Annotated in this window: 20 protein-coding genes; 14 read left to right on the top strand and 6 right to left on the bottom strand. The window is 71.7% G+C overall.

Annotated elements, in window-relative coordinates; translation table 11 throughout:
- The first annotated feature begins 363 nt into the window (after positions 1 to 363).
- A complete protein-coding gene (locus ACH4FX_RS20285) occupies positions 364 to 786 on the top strand; it encodes a cold-shock protein (RefSeq protein ID WP_398480796.1) in 423 nt (140 codons plus the stop codon).
- A 13-nt stretch (positions 787 to 799) separates the two neighbouring features.
- Here ACH4FX_RS20285 and ACH4FX_RS20280 read toward each other — a convergent pair whose 3' ends face one another.
- The 3 genes from ACH4FX_RS20280 to ACH4FX_RS20270 all read right to left on the bottom strand — a co-directional run bounded on the left by ACH4FX_RS20280 (position 800) and on the right by ACH4FX_RS20270 (position 3,318).
- Entirely contained in the window at positions 800 to 1,360 is a 561-nt protein-coding gene (locus ACH4FX_RS20280; protein WP_398480794.1) for a hypothetical protein, read from the bottom strand.
- 129 nt (positions 1,361 to 1,489) lie between these two features.
- Complete coding sequence (locus ACH4FX_RS20275) at positions 1,490 to 2,461, bottom strand: NADP-dependent oxidoreductase (RefSeq protein ID WP_398480792.1); 972 nt, start codon at positions 2,459 to 2,461, stop codon at positions 1,490 to 1,492.
- 65 nt (positions 2,462 to 2,526) lie between these two features.
- Positions 2,527 to 3,318, bottom strand: a complete 792-nt coding sequence (locus ACH4FX_RS20270) for a YitT family protein (RefSeq protein WP_398480790.1) — start codon at positions 3,316 to 3,318, stop codon at positions 2,527 to 2,529.
- A 168-nt stretch (positions 3,319 to 3,486) separates the two neighbouring features.
- Between ACH4FX_RS20270 and ACH4FX_RS20265 the strand changes: the two genes are divergently transcribed.
- The 6 genes from ACH4FX_RS20265 to ACH4FX_RS20240 all read left to right on the top strand — a co-directional run bounded on the left by ACH4FX_RS20265 (position 3,487) and on the right by ACH4FX_RS20240 (position 8,472).
- Positions 3,487 to 4,974 carry a PLP-dependent aminotransferase family protein gene (locus ACH4FX_RS20265; protein ID WP_398480788.1) on the top strand — a complete coding sequence of 496 codons (1,488 nt, stop codon included), beginning with the start codon at positions 3,487 to 3,489 and terminating at the stop codon, positions 4,972 to 4,974.
- Positions 4,975 to 5,113: 139 nt separating this feature from the next.
- Positions 5,114 to 5,602, top strand: coding sequence for a hypothetical protein (locus tag ACH4FX_RS20260; RefSeq protein WP_398480786.1), 489 nt, complete (start codon positions 5,114 to 5,116; stop codon positions 5,600 to 5,602).
- Positions 5,599 to 6,021, top strand: a complete 423-nt coding sequence (locus tag ACH4FX_RS20255; protein WP_398480784.1) for a transcriptional regulator — start codon at positions 5,599 to 5,601, stop codon at positions 6,019 to 6,021. Before ACH4FX_RS20260 ends, ACH4FX_RS20255 begins: the two co-directional genes overlap by 4 nt.
- 38 nt (positions 6,022 to 6,059) lie before the next feature.
- Positions 6,060 to 6,923 carry an ABC transporter ATP-binding protein gene (locus ACH4FX_RS20250; protein ID WP_398480946.1) on the top strand — a complete coding sequence of 288 codons (864 nt, stop codon included), beginning with the start codon at positions 6,060 to 6,062 and terminating at the stop codon, positions 6,921 to 6,923.
- The gene (locus ACH4FX_RS20245; RefSeq protein ID WP_398480782.1) at positions 6,920 to 7,792 is read left to right on the top strand and encodes an ABC transporter permease; all 873 of its coding nucleotides are present in this window, start codon (positions 6,920 to 6,922) and stop codon (positions 7,790 to 7,792) included. The genes ACH4FX_RS20250 and ACH4FX_RS20245 overlap by 4 nt, the downstream gene beginning before the upstream one ends.
- 230 nt (positions 7,793 to 8,022) lie before the next feature.
- Complete coding sequence (locus tag ACH4FX_RS20240) at positions 8,023 to 8,472, top strand: nitroreductase family deazaflavin-dependent oxidoreductase (protein WP_398480780.1); 450 nt, start codon at positions 8,023 to 8,025, stop codon at positions 8,470 to 8,472.
- Between the two features lie 395 nt (positions 8,473 to 8,867).
- Here the strand turns inward: ACH4FX_RS20240 and ACH4FX_RS20235 are convergent, their stop codons facing one another.
- Positions 8,868 to 9,137: a hypothetical protein gene (locus tag ACH4FX_RS20235; RefSeq protein ID WP_398480778.1), complete on the bottom strand. Its 270-nt coding sequence runs from the start codon at positions 9,135 to 9,137 to the stop codon at positions 8,868 to 8,870.
- 285 nt (positions 9,138 to 9,422) lie between these two features.
- Between ACH4FX_RS20235 and hemC the strand changes: the two genes are divergently transcribed.
- From hemC to ACH4FX_RS20220, 3 genes are all read left to right on the top strand, one after another.
- A complete protein-coding gene (gene hemC, locus ACH4FX_RS20230) occupies positions 9,423 to 10,358 on the top strand; it encodes a hydroxymethylbilane synthase (RefSeq protein WP_398480776.1) in 936 nt (311 codons plus the stop codon).
- 134 nt (positions 10,359 to 10,492) lie between these two features.
- Complete coding sequence (locus tag ACH4FX_RS20225) at positions 10,493 to 11,080, top strand: hypothetical protein (protein ID WP_398480774.1); 588 nt, start codon at positions 10,493 to 10,495, stop codon at positions 11,078 to 11,080.
- Between the two features lie 98 nt (positions 11,081 to 11,178).
- Positions 11,179 to 11,319, top strand: a complete 141-nt coding sequence (locus ACH4FX_RS20220; RefSeq protein ID WP_398480773.1) for a hypothetical protein — start codon at positions 11,179 to 11,181, stop codon at positions 11,317 to 11,319.
- 110 nt (positions 11,320 to 11,429) lie between these two features.
- Here ACH4FX_RS20220 and ACH4FX_RS20215 read toward each other — a convergent pair whose 3' ends face one another.
- Both ACH4FX_RS20215 and ACH4FX_RS20210 read right to left on the bottom strand, forming a co-directional pair.
- The gene (locus ACH4FX_RS20215) at positions 11,430 to 12,329 is read right to left on the bottom strand and encodes a CPBP family intramembrane glutamic endopeptidase (RefSeq protein ID WP_398480771.1); all 900 of its coding nucleotides are present in this window, start codon (positions 12,327 to 12,329) and stop codon (positions 11,430 to 11,432) included.
- A 170-nt stretch (positions 12,330 to 12,499) separates the two neighbouring features.
- Entirely contained in the window at positions 12,500 to 13,426 is a 927-nt protein-coding gene (locus ACH4FX_RS20210; RefSeq protein ID WP_398480769.1) for a D-alanyl-D-alanine carboxypeptidase family protein, read from the bottom strand.
- A gap of 365 nt (positions 13,427 to 13,791) precedes the next feature.
- Here ACH4FX_RS20210 and ACH4FX_RS20205 point away from each other — a divergent pair, with 365 nt between their 5' ends.
- The 4 genes from ACH4FX_RS20205 to ACH4FX_RS20190 all read left to right on the top strand — a co-directional run bounded on the left by ACH4FX_RS20205 (position 13,792) and on the right by ACH4FX_RS20190 (position 18,503).
- Positions 13,792 to 15,450: a sigma-70 family RNA polymerase sigma factor gene (locus tag ACH4FX_RS20205; RefSeq protein WP_398480767.1), complete on the top strand. Its 1,659-nt coding sequence runs from the start codon at positions 13,792 to 13,794 to the stop codon at positions 15,448 to 15,450.
- A gap of 642 nt (positions 15,451 to 16,092) precedes the next feature.
- On the top strand, positions 16,093 to 17,112 hold the full coding sequence (locus ACH4FX_RS20200; protein ID WP_398480765.1) for a ParB N-terminal domain-containing protein: 1,020 nt from the start codon (positions 16,093 to 16,095) through the stop codon (positions 17,110 to 17,112).
- A 235-nt stretch (positions 17,113 to 17,347) separates the two neighbouring features.
- A complete protein-coding gene (locus tag ACH4FX_RS20195) occupies positions 17,348 to 18,067 on the top strand; it encodes a TetR/AcrR family transcriptional regulator (RefSeq protein ID WP_398480763.1) in 720 nt (239 codons plus the stop codon).
- 31 nt (positions 18,068 to 18,098) lie between these two features.
- Complete coding sequence (locus ACH4FX_RS20190; RefSeq protein ID WP_398480762.1) at positions 18,099 to 18,503, top strand: ester cyclase; 405 nt, start codon at positions 18,099 to 18,101, stop codon at positions 18,501 to 18,503.
- Positions 18,504 to 18,549 lie beyond the last annotated feature (46 nt).

Raw genomic sequence — 18,549 nt, 5'->3', positions numbered from 1 at the left:
CAACGACGGGACGGCACCGATCCGACGGGTCGGTGCCGTCCCGACGTTTGCGGCCCGTCGCGCCCGAATCGTCCCGTCGTTCCCGTGCCGTTCCGTCGCGCCGGCACCGTCCCGACGCCGCCGCGCCGTACGGGCGCGGGGCGGTGTCACCCCGCGTACGCCGGTGGGACCCGCGGCCGGCACCGGGCTGGACGTTCCGCCGCGGCTCGGCAATAGTATGGGCGGGACATCCACCGAATCGTCCCCGCCCTCGGCGATAACCTCTGCCAGTGCGCCCGGCGGGAACGGCGCCGCCCGGAACGACGGCGGCGGGGTGCATGCGAAATTGCGGGCAGTTGTGGAATTGGGGTTTGGGGCACTGTGATGGTTTCGGGCAAGGTCATCCGGTTCGACGAGGTACGCGGCTACGGATTCGTCGTTCCCGACCATGGTGGAGAAGACGTCTTCGTACACGTCAACGACCTGGAATTCGACAAGGGCCTGATGGCTCCCGGCGTCAAGGTCGAATTCCTGGTCGACGAGGGCGACCGGGGACCCAAGGCGTCCAGCGTGCGTTTCCTGGAAGGCGCCCCCGGCCGTTCCGGCGGCGTGCACCGCTCCCAGGCGCTCTCCGACGGACCTTTCGAGGACGGCGTGCTGTGCGACACGCTCTCCGCCCAGGAGTTCCTCGACGAGGTGACCGAACTGCTCGTGACGGGTGTGCCGAGCATGACCGGCGAGCAGATCCTCCAGGCCCGTCAGCGCCTCCTCAAGCAGGCCCAGTCCCACGAGTGGGTCGACGCGTAGGACCGGACGCCCGTCAGCGGCTCCGCACCTGCTGCGATGCCACTTCCTCGGCGGTCACCGGTGAGCCGATGGTGTACACATCGCCGATACGCGCGCGCTCGGGTGTGCTGTATTCGCCCCGCGCGGCGATCACCGTGACGGACACCAGCGAATCCGGCTGCCAGTACGTCCGGTAATACGGCGCATTGCCGGCGTACCCCGGTATCTCCAGCAGCGCTGCGCCACGCTTCTCCAGCCGCTGCCGCAATGTGCTGAACCGCACGTGGCGGGCGAACCGTCCGTACCGCGCGCGGATCACCTCGTTGACGTCCTTGCCACCACCGCCCGAACGCGCGAGCCGGTGGACCTGGAGGGTGAAATGGTGCCCTGCCCATGGACGTCCGGCGCCGTCCCGCTGCCAGGAGAATTCCACCATTCCGTAGTCGCGCCACATACTGCCGTCGCCGGCCGAGTTCTCGGCATAATCCGGCCCCAGAATGCCGGTCACCCGTTCGGGGCTGTCCGTCGGCCGGGCGCCGAGCACCGTACCGGTGGATATGACATCGAGGTAGAACGCGAGGGAACGAGGAGGCAACTGCTGTTTCCTTGAGCGTGCGGCGGCTGACCGGGACGAGCGCGACAGTACGGGAACAGTACGGGAGGGGCGGGCAGCGCCCGGTTACGGGACTGCCCGCCCGATGGCCGCCGTGCGGACCGGCGCTCCTCAGGAGGCGACCCGCAGCACCAGCTTTCCTCGGGTTCGCCCCTCCTCACCCCGGCGGTGTGCCTCGCCGGCTTCGGCGAGCGGCAGGACGTCCTCGACCTCCACCGACACCGCCCCCTCGTCGATGAGGCCACCGATGCGGGCGAGCGCCGCGCCGTCCGGCTCCACCAGGAAGCCGCTCGCCCGCAGGCCCTGGGCGCGGGCGTTGGCCACCAGCTCGGGAGAGGCGCCGGACGGGACGGCGATCAGTGTGCCGCCGCGCCGCAGCGTCCGCAGCGACCGGGTGCTGGTCTCCTCGTGTTCGTCACCCACCAGATCGATGACGACATCGACGTCCCGCACCGCCTCCTCGAAGCGGTCCTTGGTGTAGTCGACCAGTTCGTCGGCCCCGAGCGAGCGCAGCCAGTCGTGCTTGGCCGCCCGGGCCGTACCGATGACGTACGCGCCCAGGTGCTTGGCGAACTGCACCGCGAAGTGCCCGACGCCGCCCGCCGCCGCGTGGATCAGCACCCGCTGCCCCGCCTCGACGTGCGCCGCGTCCACCAGGGACTGCCACGCGGTGAGCGCGGCCAGCGGCACACCGGCCGCGTGGTCGTGGTCGAGCGCCGCGGGCTTGCGGGCGAAGTGCCGCGAGGGCGCGGTCACGTACTCGCCGTACCCGCCGGCCTGCCGCGGGAACCACGGCATCCCGTACACTTCGTCGCCCACCTGCACGGTGTGCACGCCGAAGCCGACCTCCTCCACGACGCCGCTGACGTCCCAGCCCACCGTGAACGGCGGATCCCCGAGGACCCCCGCCATGCCGCCGCCCTGCCGGGTCTTCCAGTCGATCGGGTTCACCCCGGCGGAGTGCACCCGGACGAGCACCTCGGTGGGCAGCGGCGCGGGCCGGGGCGCCCGGGTGACGTACAGCACCTCCGGGCCGCCGGGGGAGTCCTGGGTGATCGTGCGCATCGTCGGTTCGTCGCTCATGCCGTGTCTCCTGAAGGGCGTCGGGCGCGCGTACGGCCCGGTCGTTGATCATTCGCGTACGAAAATTACCGGAATGGCCGCGAACGGGTGCCGGGACACCTCCGGGGCGGCCGGTTCCGCTGCCCGGCCACGCCCCGGTACGCGAACCAGGGCACGAAGAACTGGGTCACCGGCCCGACCGCGAACGCGTACACCAGGGTGCCGGCCCCCACACTGCCGCCAAGGGCCCAGCCCACGGCCAGCACGGCGACCTCGATCAGCGTACGGACGGAGCGGAGGGAGCGCCCGGCCGCGGCGGACACGCCGGTCATCAAGCCGTCCCGGGGACCGGGGCCGAGGCGTGCGCCCACGTAGACCGCGACGGACAGGCCGTTCAGAAGGACACCGCCGACGAGCAGCCCGATCCGTACCGGCAGCCCGAGGTGCTGGGGCAGGAGCCAGAGCCCGAGGTCGGCGGAGCACGCGAGGACGACGACATTGGCACCGGTGCCGAACGTCGGCCGCTGCCGGAGCGGAATCCACAGCACCAGTACGAGGACGCCCACGACGGCGCTGATCAGGCCGAAACTCAGCGGTGTGCGCCGGGCCAGCCCGTCGTACAGCACGCTCCAGGGATTGACGCCCAGTGAGGCGCGCACCATCAGCGAGAGGCTGAACCCGTAGAGGGCGAGACCGGCGAACAACTGCGGCAGGCGCCGCAGCGGGCGCTCGGTGAGGGAGATATAGGTGAGCGGGGGCGGGGCCTCGTTCCGGCCCGCCAGGAGCCCGGCACGCGAAGCCGCCGAGCGCTGCCCGGCCTGGACATCGCTCTGCCCCGCGCCCCCGTAAGTGCCCGTCTCCGTGTGTTCCTGCCGCACGTTTTGGCCTCCTCCACCCATCGCTCATCTCCTGTGCTCGTACGCCTTCAAGGCCATTGCGGGCGACTCTGTACAGTGATTGGCCCGGAAAACATGGCCAATCCGGGGAGAGTGGTACGGCCCGAGCGCGGCGCGGCCGGGGGAACGGAACGGCCTAGGGAGAGCGGCATGGCGGACGCGAAGCGGGCTCGGCCCGTAACCAGGACCGGGCACACGGACCGCACTCTGGGCAGTCGGCAGCTGGCCGCCCTGCTGCCCGACCCGGCGGAAGCCCGGCCCGCCTACCGCCACCTGGCCCGGGCGATCACCACGCTGATCCTGGACGGACGCATCGCCCTGCACGTCAAGCTCCCCGCCGAACGGGAACTGGCCACGGCCCTGAACACCAGCCGCGCCACCGTCACCGCCGTCTACGACCTGCTGCGCGAGAGTGGTTACGCACACAGCCGCCGGGGCTCCGGCACCTGGACGGCCCTCCCCGAAGGCCGGGCGCCCCGGGGCATCACACGGCTCCTCGGCCCGCACGACACCGCGATCGATCTGGCCAGGGCCGCTCCCGGACTGCCCCGGCAGACGCTCACGGACGCCCTCGCCCGGGTCTCCCCGCAACTGGCCGAGCACGTCGACACCCCCGGCTACCACCCCTACGGCCTGCCGGAACTGCGTGCCGCCATCGCCGAACAGTTCACCCGGCGGGGACTGGCCACGGTGCCGGAACAGATCCTGGTGACCTCTGGTGCCCAGCACGCGCTCACCCTCGTCCTGGGACTGCTGTGCCGGCCCGGCGACCGGGTCATGGTCGAGAACCCGTCCTACCCGAACGCCCTGGAGGCCCTGCGGCGTGCCCGGTTGCGCACCGTGCCGGTCCCCGTGACCGACACCGGCTGGGACACCGGGACCATCGAGGCGACCCTGCGCCACTCGGTGCCGCAACTGGCCTACCTGGTCCCCGACTTCCACAACCCCACCGGCTGCCTGATGCCCGAACGGCAGCGCGCCCGTATCCTGCGCGCCGCGCAACGTTCCGGCACCTGGCTGGTCGTCGACGAGACCCTGACCGGCCTCGCCCTGGACGTGCCCGCCCCGCGGCCCTTCGCCTCGTACGCGGCACCCGGCGGCACCGGCCAGGTCATCACCACCGGCTCCATGAGCAAGACGCACTGGGCGGGCCTGCGCATCGGCTGGCTGCGCGCCCCCGCCCGGCTCGTCACCGAACTCGCCGGCCAGCGGATCGCCACCGACATGGGCGGCTCGGTCCTGGACCAGCTCCTGGCCCTCGACCTGCTGGACCGGTCCGGGGAAGTGCTGCCGCAGCGCCTGGAGGAGATGCGCCGTCAGCGCGCCGCACTGGCCTCCGCCTTGTCCGAACACCTCCCGCAATGGACCTGGCGCCTGCCGCCCGGCGGCTTGTCCCTCTGGGTGGACCTGGGCGAGCCGATCGCCGCCGCACTGGCCGAGCGGGCGCTCGACTACGGGGTGCGGATCGAAGGCGGCACCTGCTTCGCCACCGACCCGGGCCTCTTCGAACAGCGCCTCCGCGTTCCCTACACGACCCCGCCCGACACGCTGCACGAGGCCGTACGCCGCATGGCCGCCGCCCTCGCCGACGGCCTCACCCCCGCGTCCGCCGGCCGCCGTCCCCACTGGATCGCCTGAAGGCGGGGCCCGTGCGGCCCCTCCGACTTTTTACTTGCCCGGCGGGAAAGTCTGGAGTAACTTTCCCAGTGGGAAAGTCGGCGGCCGGGGAGTGGCTGCCGAAGATTCGGCACGTCAAGGTCACGGGGAGGCGATGTGCATGAGCACACCGGTCGACGCCGAGCGCGCATGGGCGGATCTGCAACGGATCCGGGTCCCGCAGGAGCGGGTCTACGACGAGCTGGAGCGCTGCTCAGGAACCAGTTGGCGGGCCCATCTGCCGATCGCGATCGCCATGTGGGTCTACGTGGCCGTCAGCGGACTCGACCTGCCGAAGTGGGCCGTCTGGGCGGTGCTCGCGGCCTACCTCGTCACGCTGGGCGCCATAGGCGTACGGGCGAGCCGCAGGTCCCGGATGCGCCTGCACCGTTCGCGCTACACCTGGCGCACGACCGCCGTGTTCTTTACGAGCGCCATCGCGGGCGGGAGCAGCATCGCGGTCACCGGCTGGCTCGTCGAATGGTCCCGGCTGGCGTACGGCAGCCTGGTGCAGGCCACGGTGTGCGCCGGCCTCTTCCTGCTCGTCACGGCACCCGCCAACCGGTGGGCCTTCGCCCCCGTGCGCAGCTACGACGGGAGCGGCCGATGACCACCCCCAGCGGATTCGACGAACTGATCCACCCCTCCACCCGCCTCTCGGTGGTCGCGCTGCTCGCCGCCACCGAATGGGCCGACTTCCCGTTCATCCGGGACAGCCTCTCGCTCAGCGACTCGGCGCTCTCCAAGCAGCTCCACACGCTGGAGGAAGCCCAGTACCTGGAAATCCAGAAGGAGGGCGGCGGGCGCAAACGCCGTACGAAAGTCCGGCTCACCGACCGGGGGCGGACCGCGTTCGAGGGACACGTGGCGGCGCTGCGCGCGATCGTCGACGGTGCCGCCAAGAGCGCACCACCGGGGTCCGCCGCGTCGTCCGCGCCCGAAACGGCTGCCGCCCGAGCGGGGTCCGGGACCAGCAGGCGTCCTGGGGGCGCGGGCCCGGAATCGCCGCGTACGGAGGCCCACCGGTGACCGCCCCCGAACCCGTCGTGCAGGTCCGCGACCTGCAGATGTCCTACGGCTCCAAAGAAGTGCTGCAAGGCGTCGACCTGGACATCCGCCGCGGCGAGATCTTCGCCCTGCTCGGCCCGAACGGCGCCGGGAAGACCACCACCGTCGAAATCCTCGAAGGCTTCCGCAGGCGCTCGTCCGGCGAAGTGCACGTGCTCGGCACGGACCCGGTGCGCGGTGACGACGCGTGGCGCGGACGGCTCGGCCTGGTCCTCCAGTCCTGGCGCGACCACACCCGGTGGCGGGTCGGCGAGTTGCTGGGACACTTCGCCGAGTACTACCCCGACCCACGCGATCCGGGCGCGCTCCTGGAACTCGTCGGTCTGACCGCTCAGGCAGACCAGCAGGTCGGCAAGCTCTCCGGCGGTCAGCGCCGCCGCCTCGACGTCGCCCTCGGCATCGTCGGCCGCCCCGAACTGCTCTTCCTGGACGAGCCCACCACCGGCTTCGACCCGGAGGCGCGCTACGACTTCCACCTCCTCGTCGAGAAGCTGGCCCGCGACGAGGGCGTCACCGTCCTGCTCACCACCCATGATCTGATCGAGGCCGAGCGGCTCGCCGACCGTATCGCCGTGCTGGTCGACGGCCGCATACGGGTCTGCGGCAGCCCGGCCGAACTGGCCCGGCAGGCCGCGGCGCGCGCGGAGGTGCGCTGGACGGCCGAAGACGGGACACCGCGACGGGAACGTACCGACGACCCCTCCCAGCTGGTGTGGGAACTGCACCGAGCTGCCGGGGGACCGATAGCCGACCTGGAGGTGCGCCGCCCGACGCTGGAGGACACCTACCTGCACATGGTGAACGCCCAGAACCGACACCAGCACCCGGAGGACACCGGGAACCGAGAGGACGAGGCCGCATGAGGGGGACGGGACCGCAGCGGTACCTGCGGGCGGGGCTCCGGCGCGGGGGCATCGAACTGCGCCAGCTCCTGCGCAGCAGAAAGGAGCTGAGCGGCCATCTGGTGAACATCGTCGTGGCGGTCGTGCTTGCCGTGACCATCAGCGACTCCGTGCCCGGCACGGAGCTGCCCATGGGCCATCTGATGATCGCCGGGTTCGCGGCCTACCTGCTCTTCCAGCTCGGCGTGCTGAACATCCCGCAGATGCTCGTCACCGAACGCGAAGAGGGCGCGCTGCTGCGCCTGCGCGCCACGCCGGGCGGCATACCGGCGTACCTGGTGGCCAAGGCGCTGCTGATCCTCGGCCTGGCCGCCGGCACCCTCGTGCTGCTGCTCGCGGCCGGCGCGGTACTGGCCGACGGCCCGCTCCCGGCCGGCCCCGCCCAGTGGCTGACCCTGTTCTGGGTCACCGGGCTCGGACTGCTCGCGGTCGTACCGCTCGGCGCGGCCATAGGCGCCGTCCTGCCCAACCCGCGCGAGGCGCTCGCTCTGATCATGCTGCCCGCCATGGCGCTGCTCGTGACCTCCGGAACGATGTTCCCGATCACCCGCATGCCCCAGATCGTGCAGCAGATATCCGCGCTGTTCCCGCTCAAGTGGATGGCGCAGGGCCTGCGGTCGGCCCTGCTGCCCGACAGTGCGCTCGCCGCGGAGCCGGCGGGTTCCTGGGAACTGCCCATGGTCGCTCTGGTACTGGCTGCCTGGACCGTCTTCGGCTTCCTCCTCGCCGTACCCCTCCTGCGCCGGACGACCCGCCGGGAATCCGGCTCCCGCCTGGCCGGCCGCCAGCACAAGGCGGCGATGTCAGGAGCAGCCACCCCAACGGCCTGACACGGTTTCCCTTTCCCTGCCTCTACCCGTCGGACTGGCGCGGTTTCCTTCCCCCGCCTCCACCCTCGCCCCCGTCACCGGCCACACCACCCGCCACGACATCCGCCGGGATGATTGCGTACGGGCCGTGTGTTGAGAAAGGGTCAGGTCGATCGCGGGCGGCCGGTGGGCCGTGGCGGGGGCCGTTCGACACGAAGCCACCATGGACGAACGATGATGGGACGGATGCCATGCCACTTGAGGGCGAGTACGAGCCGAGCCCGGAGAAGTGGGTACGCGACCAGGTCGAGCTCTACGAGAGCAGCGGCGGTACCAAAGGGACGACGATGCGGGGCCTGCCGGTCGTCGTCCTGACGACCCGAGGCGCCAAGTCCGGGAAGCTCCGCAAGTCCCCCCTGATGCGGGTGGAGCACGAAGGCACCTACGCCGTGGTCGCCTCCCTGGGCGGCGCCCCCAAGCACCCCGTCTGGTACCACAACGTCGTGGCGGACCCCCGCGTGGAACTCCAGGACGGCCCCGTGCGTATGGACCTGGTGGCCCGCGAGGTGACGGGCGAGGAGAAGGCCCTGTGGTGGGGGCGCGCTGTCGAGGCGTTCCCCGACTACGCCGATTACCAGAAGAAGACCACGCGCGAGATCCCGGTCTTCGTCCTGGAGACCCCGGAGACGAGCCACAGCTGACGCCGGCCGGTCGCCGACTGCCGGGACCCAGGTACCGGTAGCCGGCGTTCGAGCCCCGGGCCCGGATGCCGGCTGCCGGCAGCAGCGCTCAGGCACCCCGGGAAACAGCAGAACGGCCCCCTCCCGAGTGCTGTCCCGGGAAGGGGGCCGCGCTGTCTACGTTCCGTCATCCGCCACGGAGCGCCGAGCCGTGGCACAGATTGCGTGCAGGGCAGCGACCGCCGTCGCGATGCCTCGATGACGGGCATTCGCGTGCGTGCGAGAAGGGGAGGAGTGACGGCCGGCTGCTGCCACGAGGCCGTCGGTGGGTGCCCGTACGGTACGGACGCGCCCCCGCGCCGTGGAACGGACGCGGGGCGCAGCCGTCGGGCGTGCCGACGCGAGCGGGGCCGGGCTCAGCGCCAGACGGCCTTGAAGTAGCGGCCGTAGTCGAACTCGCCGGCGGACTTGCTGTGGGCGTAGGCGGCGCCGGTGGCGGTGACACCCGTGGGGCCGCCGACGTTGTAGTGGCGGTACCCGCCGAGCGTGTTCTGCGACGCGTAGGCACCGGAGCCGTACGCGCCGCCCGCGACGCCACCGCCGCCGGAATCGGCGGCAGCGGGCCCGGCGGCCAGGAAACCGGCCGCCGTGACACCGGCGAGGGTGATCGCGACGTTACGAAGCATGTGACTCTCCTGAAGATGATGTAGGTGGACCTGACGAGATGACCTTGACCCAGCCTTCGCCGGTCCGCACGCCGGGGTGGGCGAACGGGGTGACACCGCCGTCCGCCGCCCCCTCCGGCGCACCACCATCGGGCGCCCGGCCCGACCTCGTCCCAGAGCACGGCCGCGTGGAGATCCGTCACCGTACGGACGAGCTCGCGCCCCGGACGAGACGGAAGCCCGGCCCGCTCGTGTCCAAGTGGCCGGACAGCCGGCGCGCCCGCCCCACGCCCTATGGTGTACGCCATGCCCGCCCCTGAACTGATCCGCATCGTCTCGCGTTCCTCCCCGATGGCGCTCGCCCAGGTGGAGCGCGTACGTGCCGAACTGGCCGCCCGGTACCCCGCGACCCGCACCGAGGTGGTGCCCGTCACCACCTCCGGTGACCGCTGGATGGGTGATCTGTCGAAGCTGGGCGGCAAGGGGGCGTTCACCAAGGAGGTGGACGCAGCGCTGCTGGCCGGGGAGGCGGACCTCGCGGTGCACTGCGTCAAGGACGTGCCGGCCGACCGGCCGCTGCCCGCCGGTACGACCTTCGCCGCCTTCCTGAAACGCGACGACATCCGCGACGCGCTCGTCCACCCCGGCGGACGCCCCCTTGACCGACTGCCCGCCGGCACGCGCGTCGGCACGTCCTCCGTACGCCGGATCGCGCAGCTCGCCGCGTCCCACCCGCACCTCACCTGCGTACCGATGCGTGGCAACGCCAACCGACGTCTGGAGAAGCTCCACGCCGGGGACGCGGACGCCCTGCTGCTGGCCGTGTCCGGGCTGGAGCGCATCGGCCGGCGCGACGTGATCACCGAGGCGCTGCCGGCCGAGACGATGTGCCCACCCATCGGCGCCGGGATCCTGGCACTCCAGTGCCGCGACGACGACACCGGCACCATTGACGCGGTCAGCGCGCTCGGTGACCGCGACGCCTACCGGGAGGCGACCGCCGAGCGGATGTTCCTGCACGTCCTCCAGGGGCACTGCAACTCGCCGATCGCCGGGTACGCGAAGACCGAGCGCAACGGCGAACTGTCGTTGCGGGCCTGCGTCTTCACACCGGACGGCAAGACCGTGCTCAACGCACACGAGTGGGCCGGGCCGCTCGACCCGGCAACCCTGGGCACGTCCGTAGCGGTCGCGCTGCTGCGCCAGGGCGCGCGCGACCTGATCGACTCCATCGCACACTGACGTAACGATTGACGTACCGGAGGCAGTCCGGCCCGTAACTCCAATGGGTCTGCTTTTGCCGGATCGGGTCATGTATGGGACCGGCCGATCCTACGGTGCCGTTGTACGCACGGACCCGGCAGGGGAGGATCGCGATGACCCAGTCCATCGACCTGGAAGAACTGGCCTTTGTGGCGGCCGTCATGGAACGGGCGCACCGGCTGCTCGCAGCCGAGGAGAAAAAGCTGCCACCCCGGACGGCGGACGGGAACGAAGGCCCCGGAAGTCCCAATCAGACACTTCTCGGCGCCGGAGAATTGACGCGCGGCGCGGACGACGCGGTGCGGCGGATCGCCCTCGCGATCGGATATGCCTGCGCCGGTCTGCACGCACACGCGCTGCGGGCGACGACCATCGCGCACACCACCCCGCGCAGTGTGCCGGGCGGTACGGACCGTATGGCCAGGCCCCTCACTTCAGGCACCGTCGAGGCGCTGAAACTGGTGCGCCAGGTCTCCGATTTCTTCGGCGAGGGACTGCGGGAAAACATCGACAAGGCGCTCGCGGCCCCCACGGCGACGTGGCCGCCCGCGGCCTGGAAGAACGACGACGCGGAACGCGCGAAATCCGCCGCTTCGGCAGCTGCCGGTGCGCAGACGGCTTCCGCCGCTCCACTGACGGCCACTCCGCCCGCGGCATCCGGCTTTCCCGCGATTTCCGGAGCGCCCCTGACCGATCAGTGACGCTGTCCGCCGTTCCGCTGTACGAGGGTGTCGCCACTGATGTCACGAAAAGCGGGATCGCCGGGCCTGGCCGCCGCTCAGGCCCGGCGGCACGGCAGGTGAGCCGGCCGGTCCGGTCCCTGTGGGCCGACCGGCCCGGGTACGCGGCCTGGGTGCGTGTCCTGATGGAGTGGCGTCGTAAGGCGCTGTTCCTCCTGGAGGGGTGCCGTTGGGTGGTGTCCCTCCAGGACAGCGGTTGATGGCCCCCCTTTCTGAAGACCCTACGGCCTGGCACTGACAATCCTCGGGCTGGGGGATAGTGGGGACTGGGGGACCGGGGGGCTGCGGGGCTTGGGGCCGGGGAGTGCCGTTACGCGTACGCCGACGGCCGCAGCCGTCCCGTCAGCGCCAGGAAGGCGACGAACGCGCCCGTGGCGATCCAGCCGGGCCAGCCGGTCATCCCCATGTGCAGCGGGTCCACCGGAGCGTTCGGCGCGGCGAACTCCTTGACCATGCCCACGCTCGCCGTACTCACGAAGGTATGGCCGACGACCGCGGGGATCACCGACCCGGAACGCAGGCGCAGCCAGGTGAAGACCGGCAGGATGAGGACGCAGCTGACGACTATCGCGAACACGGACACGTACCAGTGCCGACCGGGGTACTGCCCGCCCATCAGGAGCGTGGGCAGGTGCCACAGCGCGAAGGCGGCGCCGGTGCCCACGTACGCCCACACCAGGCACGCGCCCTTGCCGCGCCCGGCGAGGCGGGGGAAGAGGTAGCCCTGCCAGCCCAGTTCCTCGCCGAAGAACAGCGGCAGCGACACCAGCATCTTGAGCAGCATGGTGAGCACCCAGGCGCCGAGCCCGCTCCAGGGCACGTGGAAGGGGTAGTGGCCCGTCGTCGCACCGATGACGAGCGCGACGGCGGTCAGGAGCGCCGGGACCGCCAGGGCCAGCAGGCACGAGCGCGCGACGTGGCCCCAGGACCGCGTCGAGCGCAGGGCGAGGACGTCCCGTATCCGGCCGGCGGGCTCGACGTACGTGACCACGAGGAGCGCGGCGAGGGCCGGTGCGAACATGGCGGCGGAGACGCAGACCTGCTCCAGTGTCCCCATGCCCGACCGGGCGCTGTCCCGCTGGAAGCCGGTGGCCAGGAGGGGCGTCATGGCCAACCACATGCCCATGTAGGCCACACCGAGGAACACCAGCAGTCCGCGGCGGCGCGGTGACAGGGACGACGGAGGAAAGGCCCGCAGCGAATGGGTCATGGCTACGACGCTAGAGACGCGTGCCGACCCGGGGAATACGGTATTCCACCGTTCCGGCCCGCAGTCTTCTGCACCGGAAAGACGGCATTCAGCAGCCGTAACCCCCCGGCCGGCGGCAAAAGAAAGGGCCTGCCCGTGGCCGGATGCCATGGGCAGGCCCCTGCCGTGCGTTACTTCTTGAAGCCGTAGTCCAGCAGCTTCTTCGCGTCGGCGGTGCGGTTGGCCGCCGAGGTGGAGGCCAGGACCGTACCGATGACCGTCTTGCCGTTCCGGGTGGCGGCGAAGACCAGGCAGTACTTGGCCTCCGGACCCGAACCGGTCTTCACGCCGATGGTGCCGGCGTAGCTGCCGAGCAGGTTGTTGGTGTTGGTCCACGACATGAAGCGGTAGCCACCGTTCTTCGTCGTGACCTTCTGCTTGGTGGACTTGGTCCCCACCACGCTGCGGAACGTGGCGTTCTTCATCGCGGCGGAGGCCAGCTTCGTCAGGTCGCGCGGCGTCGAATAGTTGGCTCCGTTGCCGATGCCGTCGAACGAGTCGAAGTGGGTGTTCTTCAGGCCGAGGTTCTTGGCCGCGGTGTTCATCTGGCCGATGAACGACTTCACCCGCGCCGCCCGTGTGGACCCGCTGCCGAACTTGTCGGCGAGCGCGTACGCCGCGTCACAGCCGGACGGCAGCATCAGCCCGTACAGCAGCTGGCGGACGGTGACCTTGTCCCCGACGATCAGACGGGCCGACGAGGCGGTCTTGCCGACGATGTAGTCGCTGTACGCCTTGTCGACCGTGACCTTGGTGTCCAGGTTGAGCTTCTTCTGCGACAGCACCACCTGCGCGGTCATGATCTTGGTGGTGGACCCCATGGAACGCCGGGTGTCCGCCGCCTTGGTGAACGCGGCCTTGCCGGTGCCGTTGTTCATCACGAATCCGCCCGCCGCGGTGATCGCGGGCGCCTTGGGTGCCGCGGCGGCCTTCGCCGGGGCGGTCCTGGGCGCCGCGGCCTGTGCCGGAGCGGCGAACGTCCCGGTCAGCAGGACGGCCCCGGCGGCGGTGACGGCCGTCGCGGACAGACGACGTACGCCCTTGATGCCAGTTTTCAATGCAATTTCTCCAAATGCCCATGTAGGACGGCCACATGAGGAAGTGGCCTGCTCGTGAGACGCGGGAGAGCTGCCGAAGGATGCGCGACACGCGGGGTTATTTCGCCGGTGTTCCCCTGACGTGCCACTGGTGAAGAGGCGGGCGCTTTCTCGGGTCCCGGCGCTGCACCGCTGGTCACAGGCCCGCATGGGCTCCGCACGACGTCCGGGCCGGCTCCCGGTGGCATCACCCGTCACCACCGCCCCCTCGATGCTCCGTACGATTTCCGCGGACGGTTGCTCGATTTCTGTTATCCGACCGGCCGTCGCCGCATCTCCTGGGTGTGGGACGCAAGAGGCCCGAGTCGAAAGAGAGTGGACAGAGCGTGAGCAGCGAACTCGATCCTGCGGTGATTGCCGCCGCCCAGGCGGGGGACGGGCAGGCCAGGGACCGGCTCGTCACCGAGTCCATGCCCTTGGTGTACAACATCGTGGGGCGCGCGCTGCACGGCCACGCGGACGTGGACGACGTGGCGCAGGAAACGATGCTCCGGGCTCTCGCCAGCCTCGGTGAACTGCGCGATCCGGGCAGTTTCCGGTCCTGGCTGGTGGCCATCACGATGAACCAGATACGCACACACTGGCGCCAGGACCAGGCCGCACCCGTGGACGGCGGCCTGGACGCCGCTTACGACGTCGCCGACCCGCGCGCCGACTTCGTCGGGCTGACCATCGTCCGCCTGGGCCTGTCCGGACAGCGCCGGGAGGTCGCCGAAGCCACCCGCTGGCTGGACGAGGGCGACCGGGCACTGCTGTCCCTGTGGTGGCTGGAGGCGGCCGGCGAACTGTCCCGGGCGGAGGTCGCCGCCGCCATGGAGCTGACGCCCCAGCACACGGCCGTACGGGTGCAGCGCATGAAGACCCAGCTCGAAGCCTCCCGCGTGGTGGTGCGCGCGCTGTCCGCGAACCCGCGGTGCGTACTGCTGGAGACGGTCGTCGAGCAGTGGGACGGCGTGCCCTCCGCGCTGTGGCGCAAGCGCATCGCGCGGCACGCCCGCGAGTGCACGATGTGCTCCGCGTTCTCCTCCGGGCTGGTGCCCGCCGACCGGCTGCTCGTCGGTCTCGCGCTCGTACCGCTGACCGCCGCCCTCGCGCCGGACACCCTGGAGACGCCGGTCCTCGCGGCCACCACCCAGCAGCCCGTCACGTCCACGGCCGCGGGCGGGACGGCGGCTCCCTCCGCGGGCGGTTCCTCCGCGGCCGGCGGACGCGCCCAGCTCCGTGACGCACTGCGCGAGAGCCGCCGCGTGCGCCGACGGCGCGCCGTCACCGCGGCCGCCGTGGCCGCCGCCGCCCTCGCCACCGTGGGCGGCGCCCTCCCGCTGATCATCTCCGGCCCGGACAAGGACCCCGGAGGCTCCAGCGCCGCCACGGAACCCGAATCGGCGCCCCTGGCCGCGCACCCGGCGAAGACGCCCGCGGCGAGCCCTTCGCCTTCGGGGAAGAGCCACAGCCCGACGCCCACCCCGTCCGCTTCGGCGTCCCCCTCCAAGGAACCGCACACCCCCAGGAAGAAGCGGGCCCCCTCGGAGCCGGCCACCCCGGCGCCGCGCCCGTCCAGTGCCGCGCCCGCCCCGGCCGCCGGCTCCGCGGGCGGCCCGTCACCGTTCGCGCAACAGGTCACCGCGCTGGTCAACACCGAACGCGCCAAACAAGGCTGCGCGCCCGTACAGAACAACGGTCAGCTCGACACCGCGGCCCGGCGCCATTCGCAGGACATGGACGCGCGCCATTACTTCGACCACACCAGCCCGGACGGCACCGACCCGGGCGACCGCATCCAGGCCGCCGGATACCGGTGGAGCACATACGGCGAGAACATCGCCCGGGGCCAGCGGTCCGCCGCCGAGGTGATGAAGAGCTGGATGAACAGCCCCGGCCACCGGGCGAACATCCTCAACTGCGATTTCCGCGAAATCGGCATAGGCACCCATGAGACGTCCGGCGGACCGACGTGGACGCAGGTGTTCGGCGCGCGTGGCTGACAGCGGAGCGGGCCGGGTCATGCGCGGGGCGGATTCACCGCCCCGCGCGACCGCCCGCTGCGTGAGCCCCTATGCGTAACCGGCCCCAGCGGCACGGCCCCCGACTTCCCCGTTTTCATGGAATTCTCAGGGAATTGCCTTCGGACAAGCCGCCGGCAATTGTCCGGTTCCGCGGCCGGTCCCCGGGCTGAGCAGGCCGGACAAGTGCTGGACAAGTCCTGGACAATCGCCCCCTTCCCGGGCCCGGCGACCCGCCGCAGCATCGGCAGCACGACGGCGACTTCGAGCCGGCACGCGCGGTACGGAAAAACGGGCCTGTGCCGGCCGGAGCCGTCCGGCACCCATGGCCGGCCGGGTACGACCGGCCGTGGCGGCGCGGCGGCGGGCCATCGGCTTGAGGACGGGCCGCCGGTTTCCGGCCCGCCGCGCAGAACGGTGCCGAAAGCGGGGGACCGGAGGTGCCGCGGGCGTGCCGTACCGCGACGGAATCCTTCCTGCTCTCCGCTGTTCCGTTGTCCGCAGCCGAAAGGCGAAACACCATCCGGTGTTTGTCGGCCGTACCTGCCGAAAAGGGGCCGGGGCGCGCTGTCCGGTCATCCGGAACGAGGCCGGCCAACGGCGAATGCGAGCCTAGGAGGGGGAATGGAACCCGGGCGGTCACAGGTGGATCTGCACACGGTCGTCGAGGTCGAGATCAGTGCCCTGTCGGTGAGCGATTCGCCGAGAATCGCGGGGGAGAAAGCGGAGCACGTCGACCTGCTGGCGGTTGCCGACGGGCCGCTGCCGCCCATCGTCGTCCACCGGGAGACGCTGCGGGTCATCGACGGCATGCACCGGGTGCGCGCGGCCCAGCGGCGTGGTCAGGAGACCATCGCGGTGCGGTTCTTCGACGGTGCCGACGCGGACGCCTTCGTCCTGGCCGTCGAGTCCAACAGCACCCACGGGCTGCCGCTGACCAAGGCGGACCGCAAGCGCGCGGCCGAGCGCATCATCGCCTCGCACCCCGCCTGGTCCAACCGGATGATCGCCGCGATCGTGGGGGTGGCCCCGGCCACGGTGGCCAAGGTCCGCCGGCGGATGCCGGGCGGTACGACTCCGGAGCGCCGACGCGTCGGCCAGGACGGCCGGAGCCGGCCGCTCGACGGCGCCGAGGGCCGCAGGCTGGCCGGTGACCTCATCGCCGAGAACCCGGGCCTCTCGCTCCGGCAGATCGCACGGGCGACCGGAATCTCCCCGGAAACCGCACGCGACGTACGCAACCGGATCCGCCGCGGCGAGGCACCCCTGCTGACCGGGCGCCGCAGCGGCCCGCGCGGCGAACGCGGCGGACAGCGCGGACCCGGACGGCCCGCCGGGCCCGGACAGTACCGGGAGACCACCGGTACGGCGGCCCGCGCCCGGCTACTGGGGACGGACCGGCGCGTGATGGTGCAGCGGCTCATGGGCGACCCGGCGCTGCGGTACAGCGACACCGGCCGCACCCTGCTGCGGCTGCTCGGCATCCACGCGATCAGCCCGCGGGAGTGGGAGAAGATCACGGAGGGCCTTTCGCGGGACTGCCGGCGCGCCGTCGCCGAACTGGCCCGCGCCTACGCGGACAACTGGTCGGAACTGGCCCAGCGCGCCGCCGAACGCCATGCCGCCGAATCTCTCGGCGCGTGAACGCCGGCCGGCGGGCAGGAAAGGGAGGCTCCCGGGCACCCGTATCCCGCGACGGCACGAGCCGCGCTGCCGCTGACCGCCCCAGCCGCCCCATTGCTGGGCCGCGCTGACGCTGAGCTGTCCCAACTGCCGAGCCGCCCGCCGCTGAGCCGAGCCCTCCGCCGCCGAGCCACCCCGCCCGAAGGCCGCCCGGTCACCCCCCGGCCCCGCCGCACCGCGATGCCAGACTGCTCCCGTGAGTGACCACAGCAGAGCAGGTACGGAACGGGACCCGGCCACCGGGCGGGAGCCGGCGCGCCGCGGGCGGCCGGCCCGGCTGTCCCGCGACCGGATCATCGAGGCGGCCCTCGATATCGTCACCAGGGAGGGCAGTCCGGCGCTGACCATGCGCCGGGTCGCCGAGGCGCTGGGCAGCGCCCCGATGAGCATCTACCGGCATGTCCGGGACAAGGACGAACTCCTGGTCCTGCTCCTGGACCGCATCGTGACCGGCCTGCCCCGCCCCGCCTTGCCCGACGAGCCCCGGGCCCGCCTCCTGGCCCTGCTGACCTGGCAGCGCGACACGTTGGCGGCCCGGCCGTGGGTCGTGGACGTGCTGGGCCGCGGCGACCTGATGGCCCCCTCGGTCCTGTGGCTGCTGGAGGAGATCTACGCCGCCTGGCAGGGCTGCGGCCTGTCACCGGAGCAGTCGGCCACGGCCAACCGGATCGTCTGGCACTTCCTCCTGGGCGACCTCGCCCAGCACGCCGCGTCCCCCGAGGGCCGCCCCCCGTACCAGGTGAGCGTGCCCGCCGGGGCCGACGCCGCCCGCTACCCCACGGTGGCCGCGTTGCGTCCGTACTGGCTGTCCCCGAAGCGCCGTGACCACTTCGCCGACGACCTCGACACGCTGGTGACCGCCCTGACGACCACGTTGCCGCACCGTTCCGGGACGCCGCGGGCCGCCGGTGATTGACCTTTTGCGTACGCGTACACAAAATGGCGGCATGACCGCCATCGCAACGCTCCACCGCCGCTGGCTCTTCGATCTCTGGCACGGCGACTTCGCCGTGGCCGAGGAGATCCTCACCCCCGACTTCGTCGGCCACTGGCCCACGACGGATGTGCACGGACCGCAGGGCGCGGCCGATCAGGTGCGCCGGTCGCACGAGTATTTCGCCGACATCCGCAACACCCTCGACGTCGGCCCGGTCGTCGGCGACGGTCTGGTGGCCGCACACTGGACCTTCCACGGCTCGTACCGCGGCGGCATCCCCGGCGCCACCGCGGAGCCCGGCACCCGGATCTCCTTCGCCGGGCAGGACATCTTCCGCGTCGCCGACGGCCGCTTCGCCGAGTACTGGGTCGTCTCGGACGGGCTGGGCATGATGACCGCACTGGGCGCGCTCTGAGGCTCGCGCGCTGTGTGCCCAGGGGCGGCCGGGGCGGCTCGGACCG

It is taken from the genome of Streptomyces sp. NPDC018019 (genome assembly GCF_044327805.1).
Taxonomy (GTDB): domain Bacteria; phylum Actinomycetota; class Actinomycetes; order Streptomycetales; family Streptomycetaceae; genus Streptomyces.
Note: the sequence above shows the minus strand (reverse complement) of the source record. Positions and strands in the feature narration are given on the sequence as shown.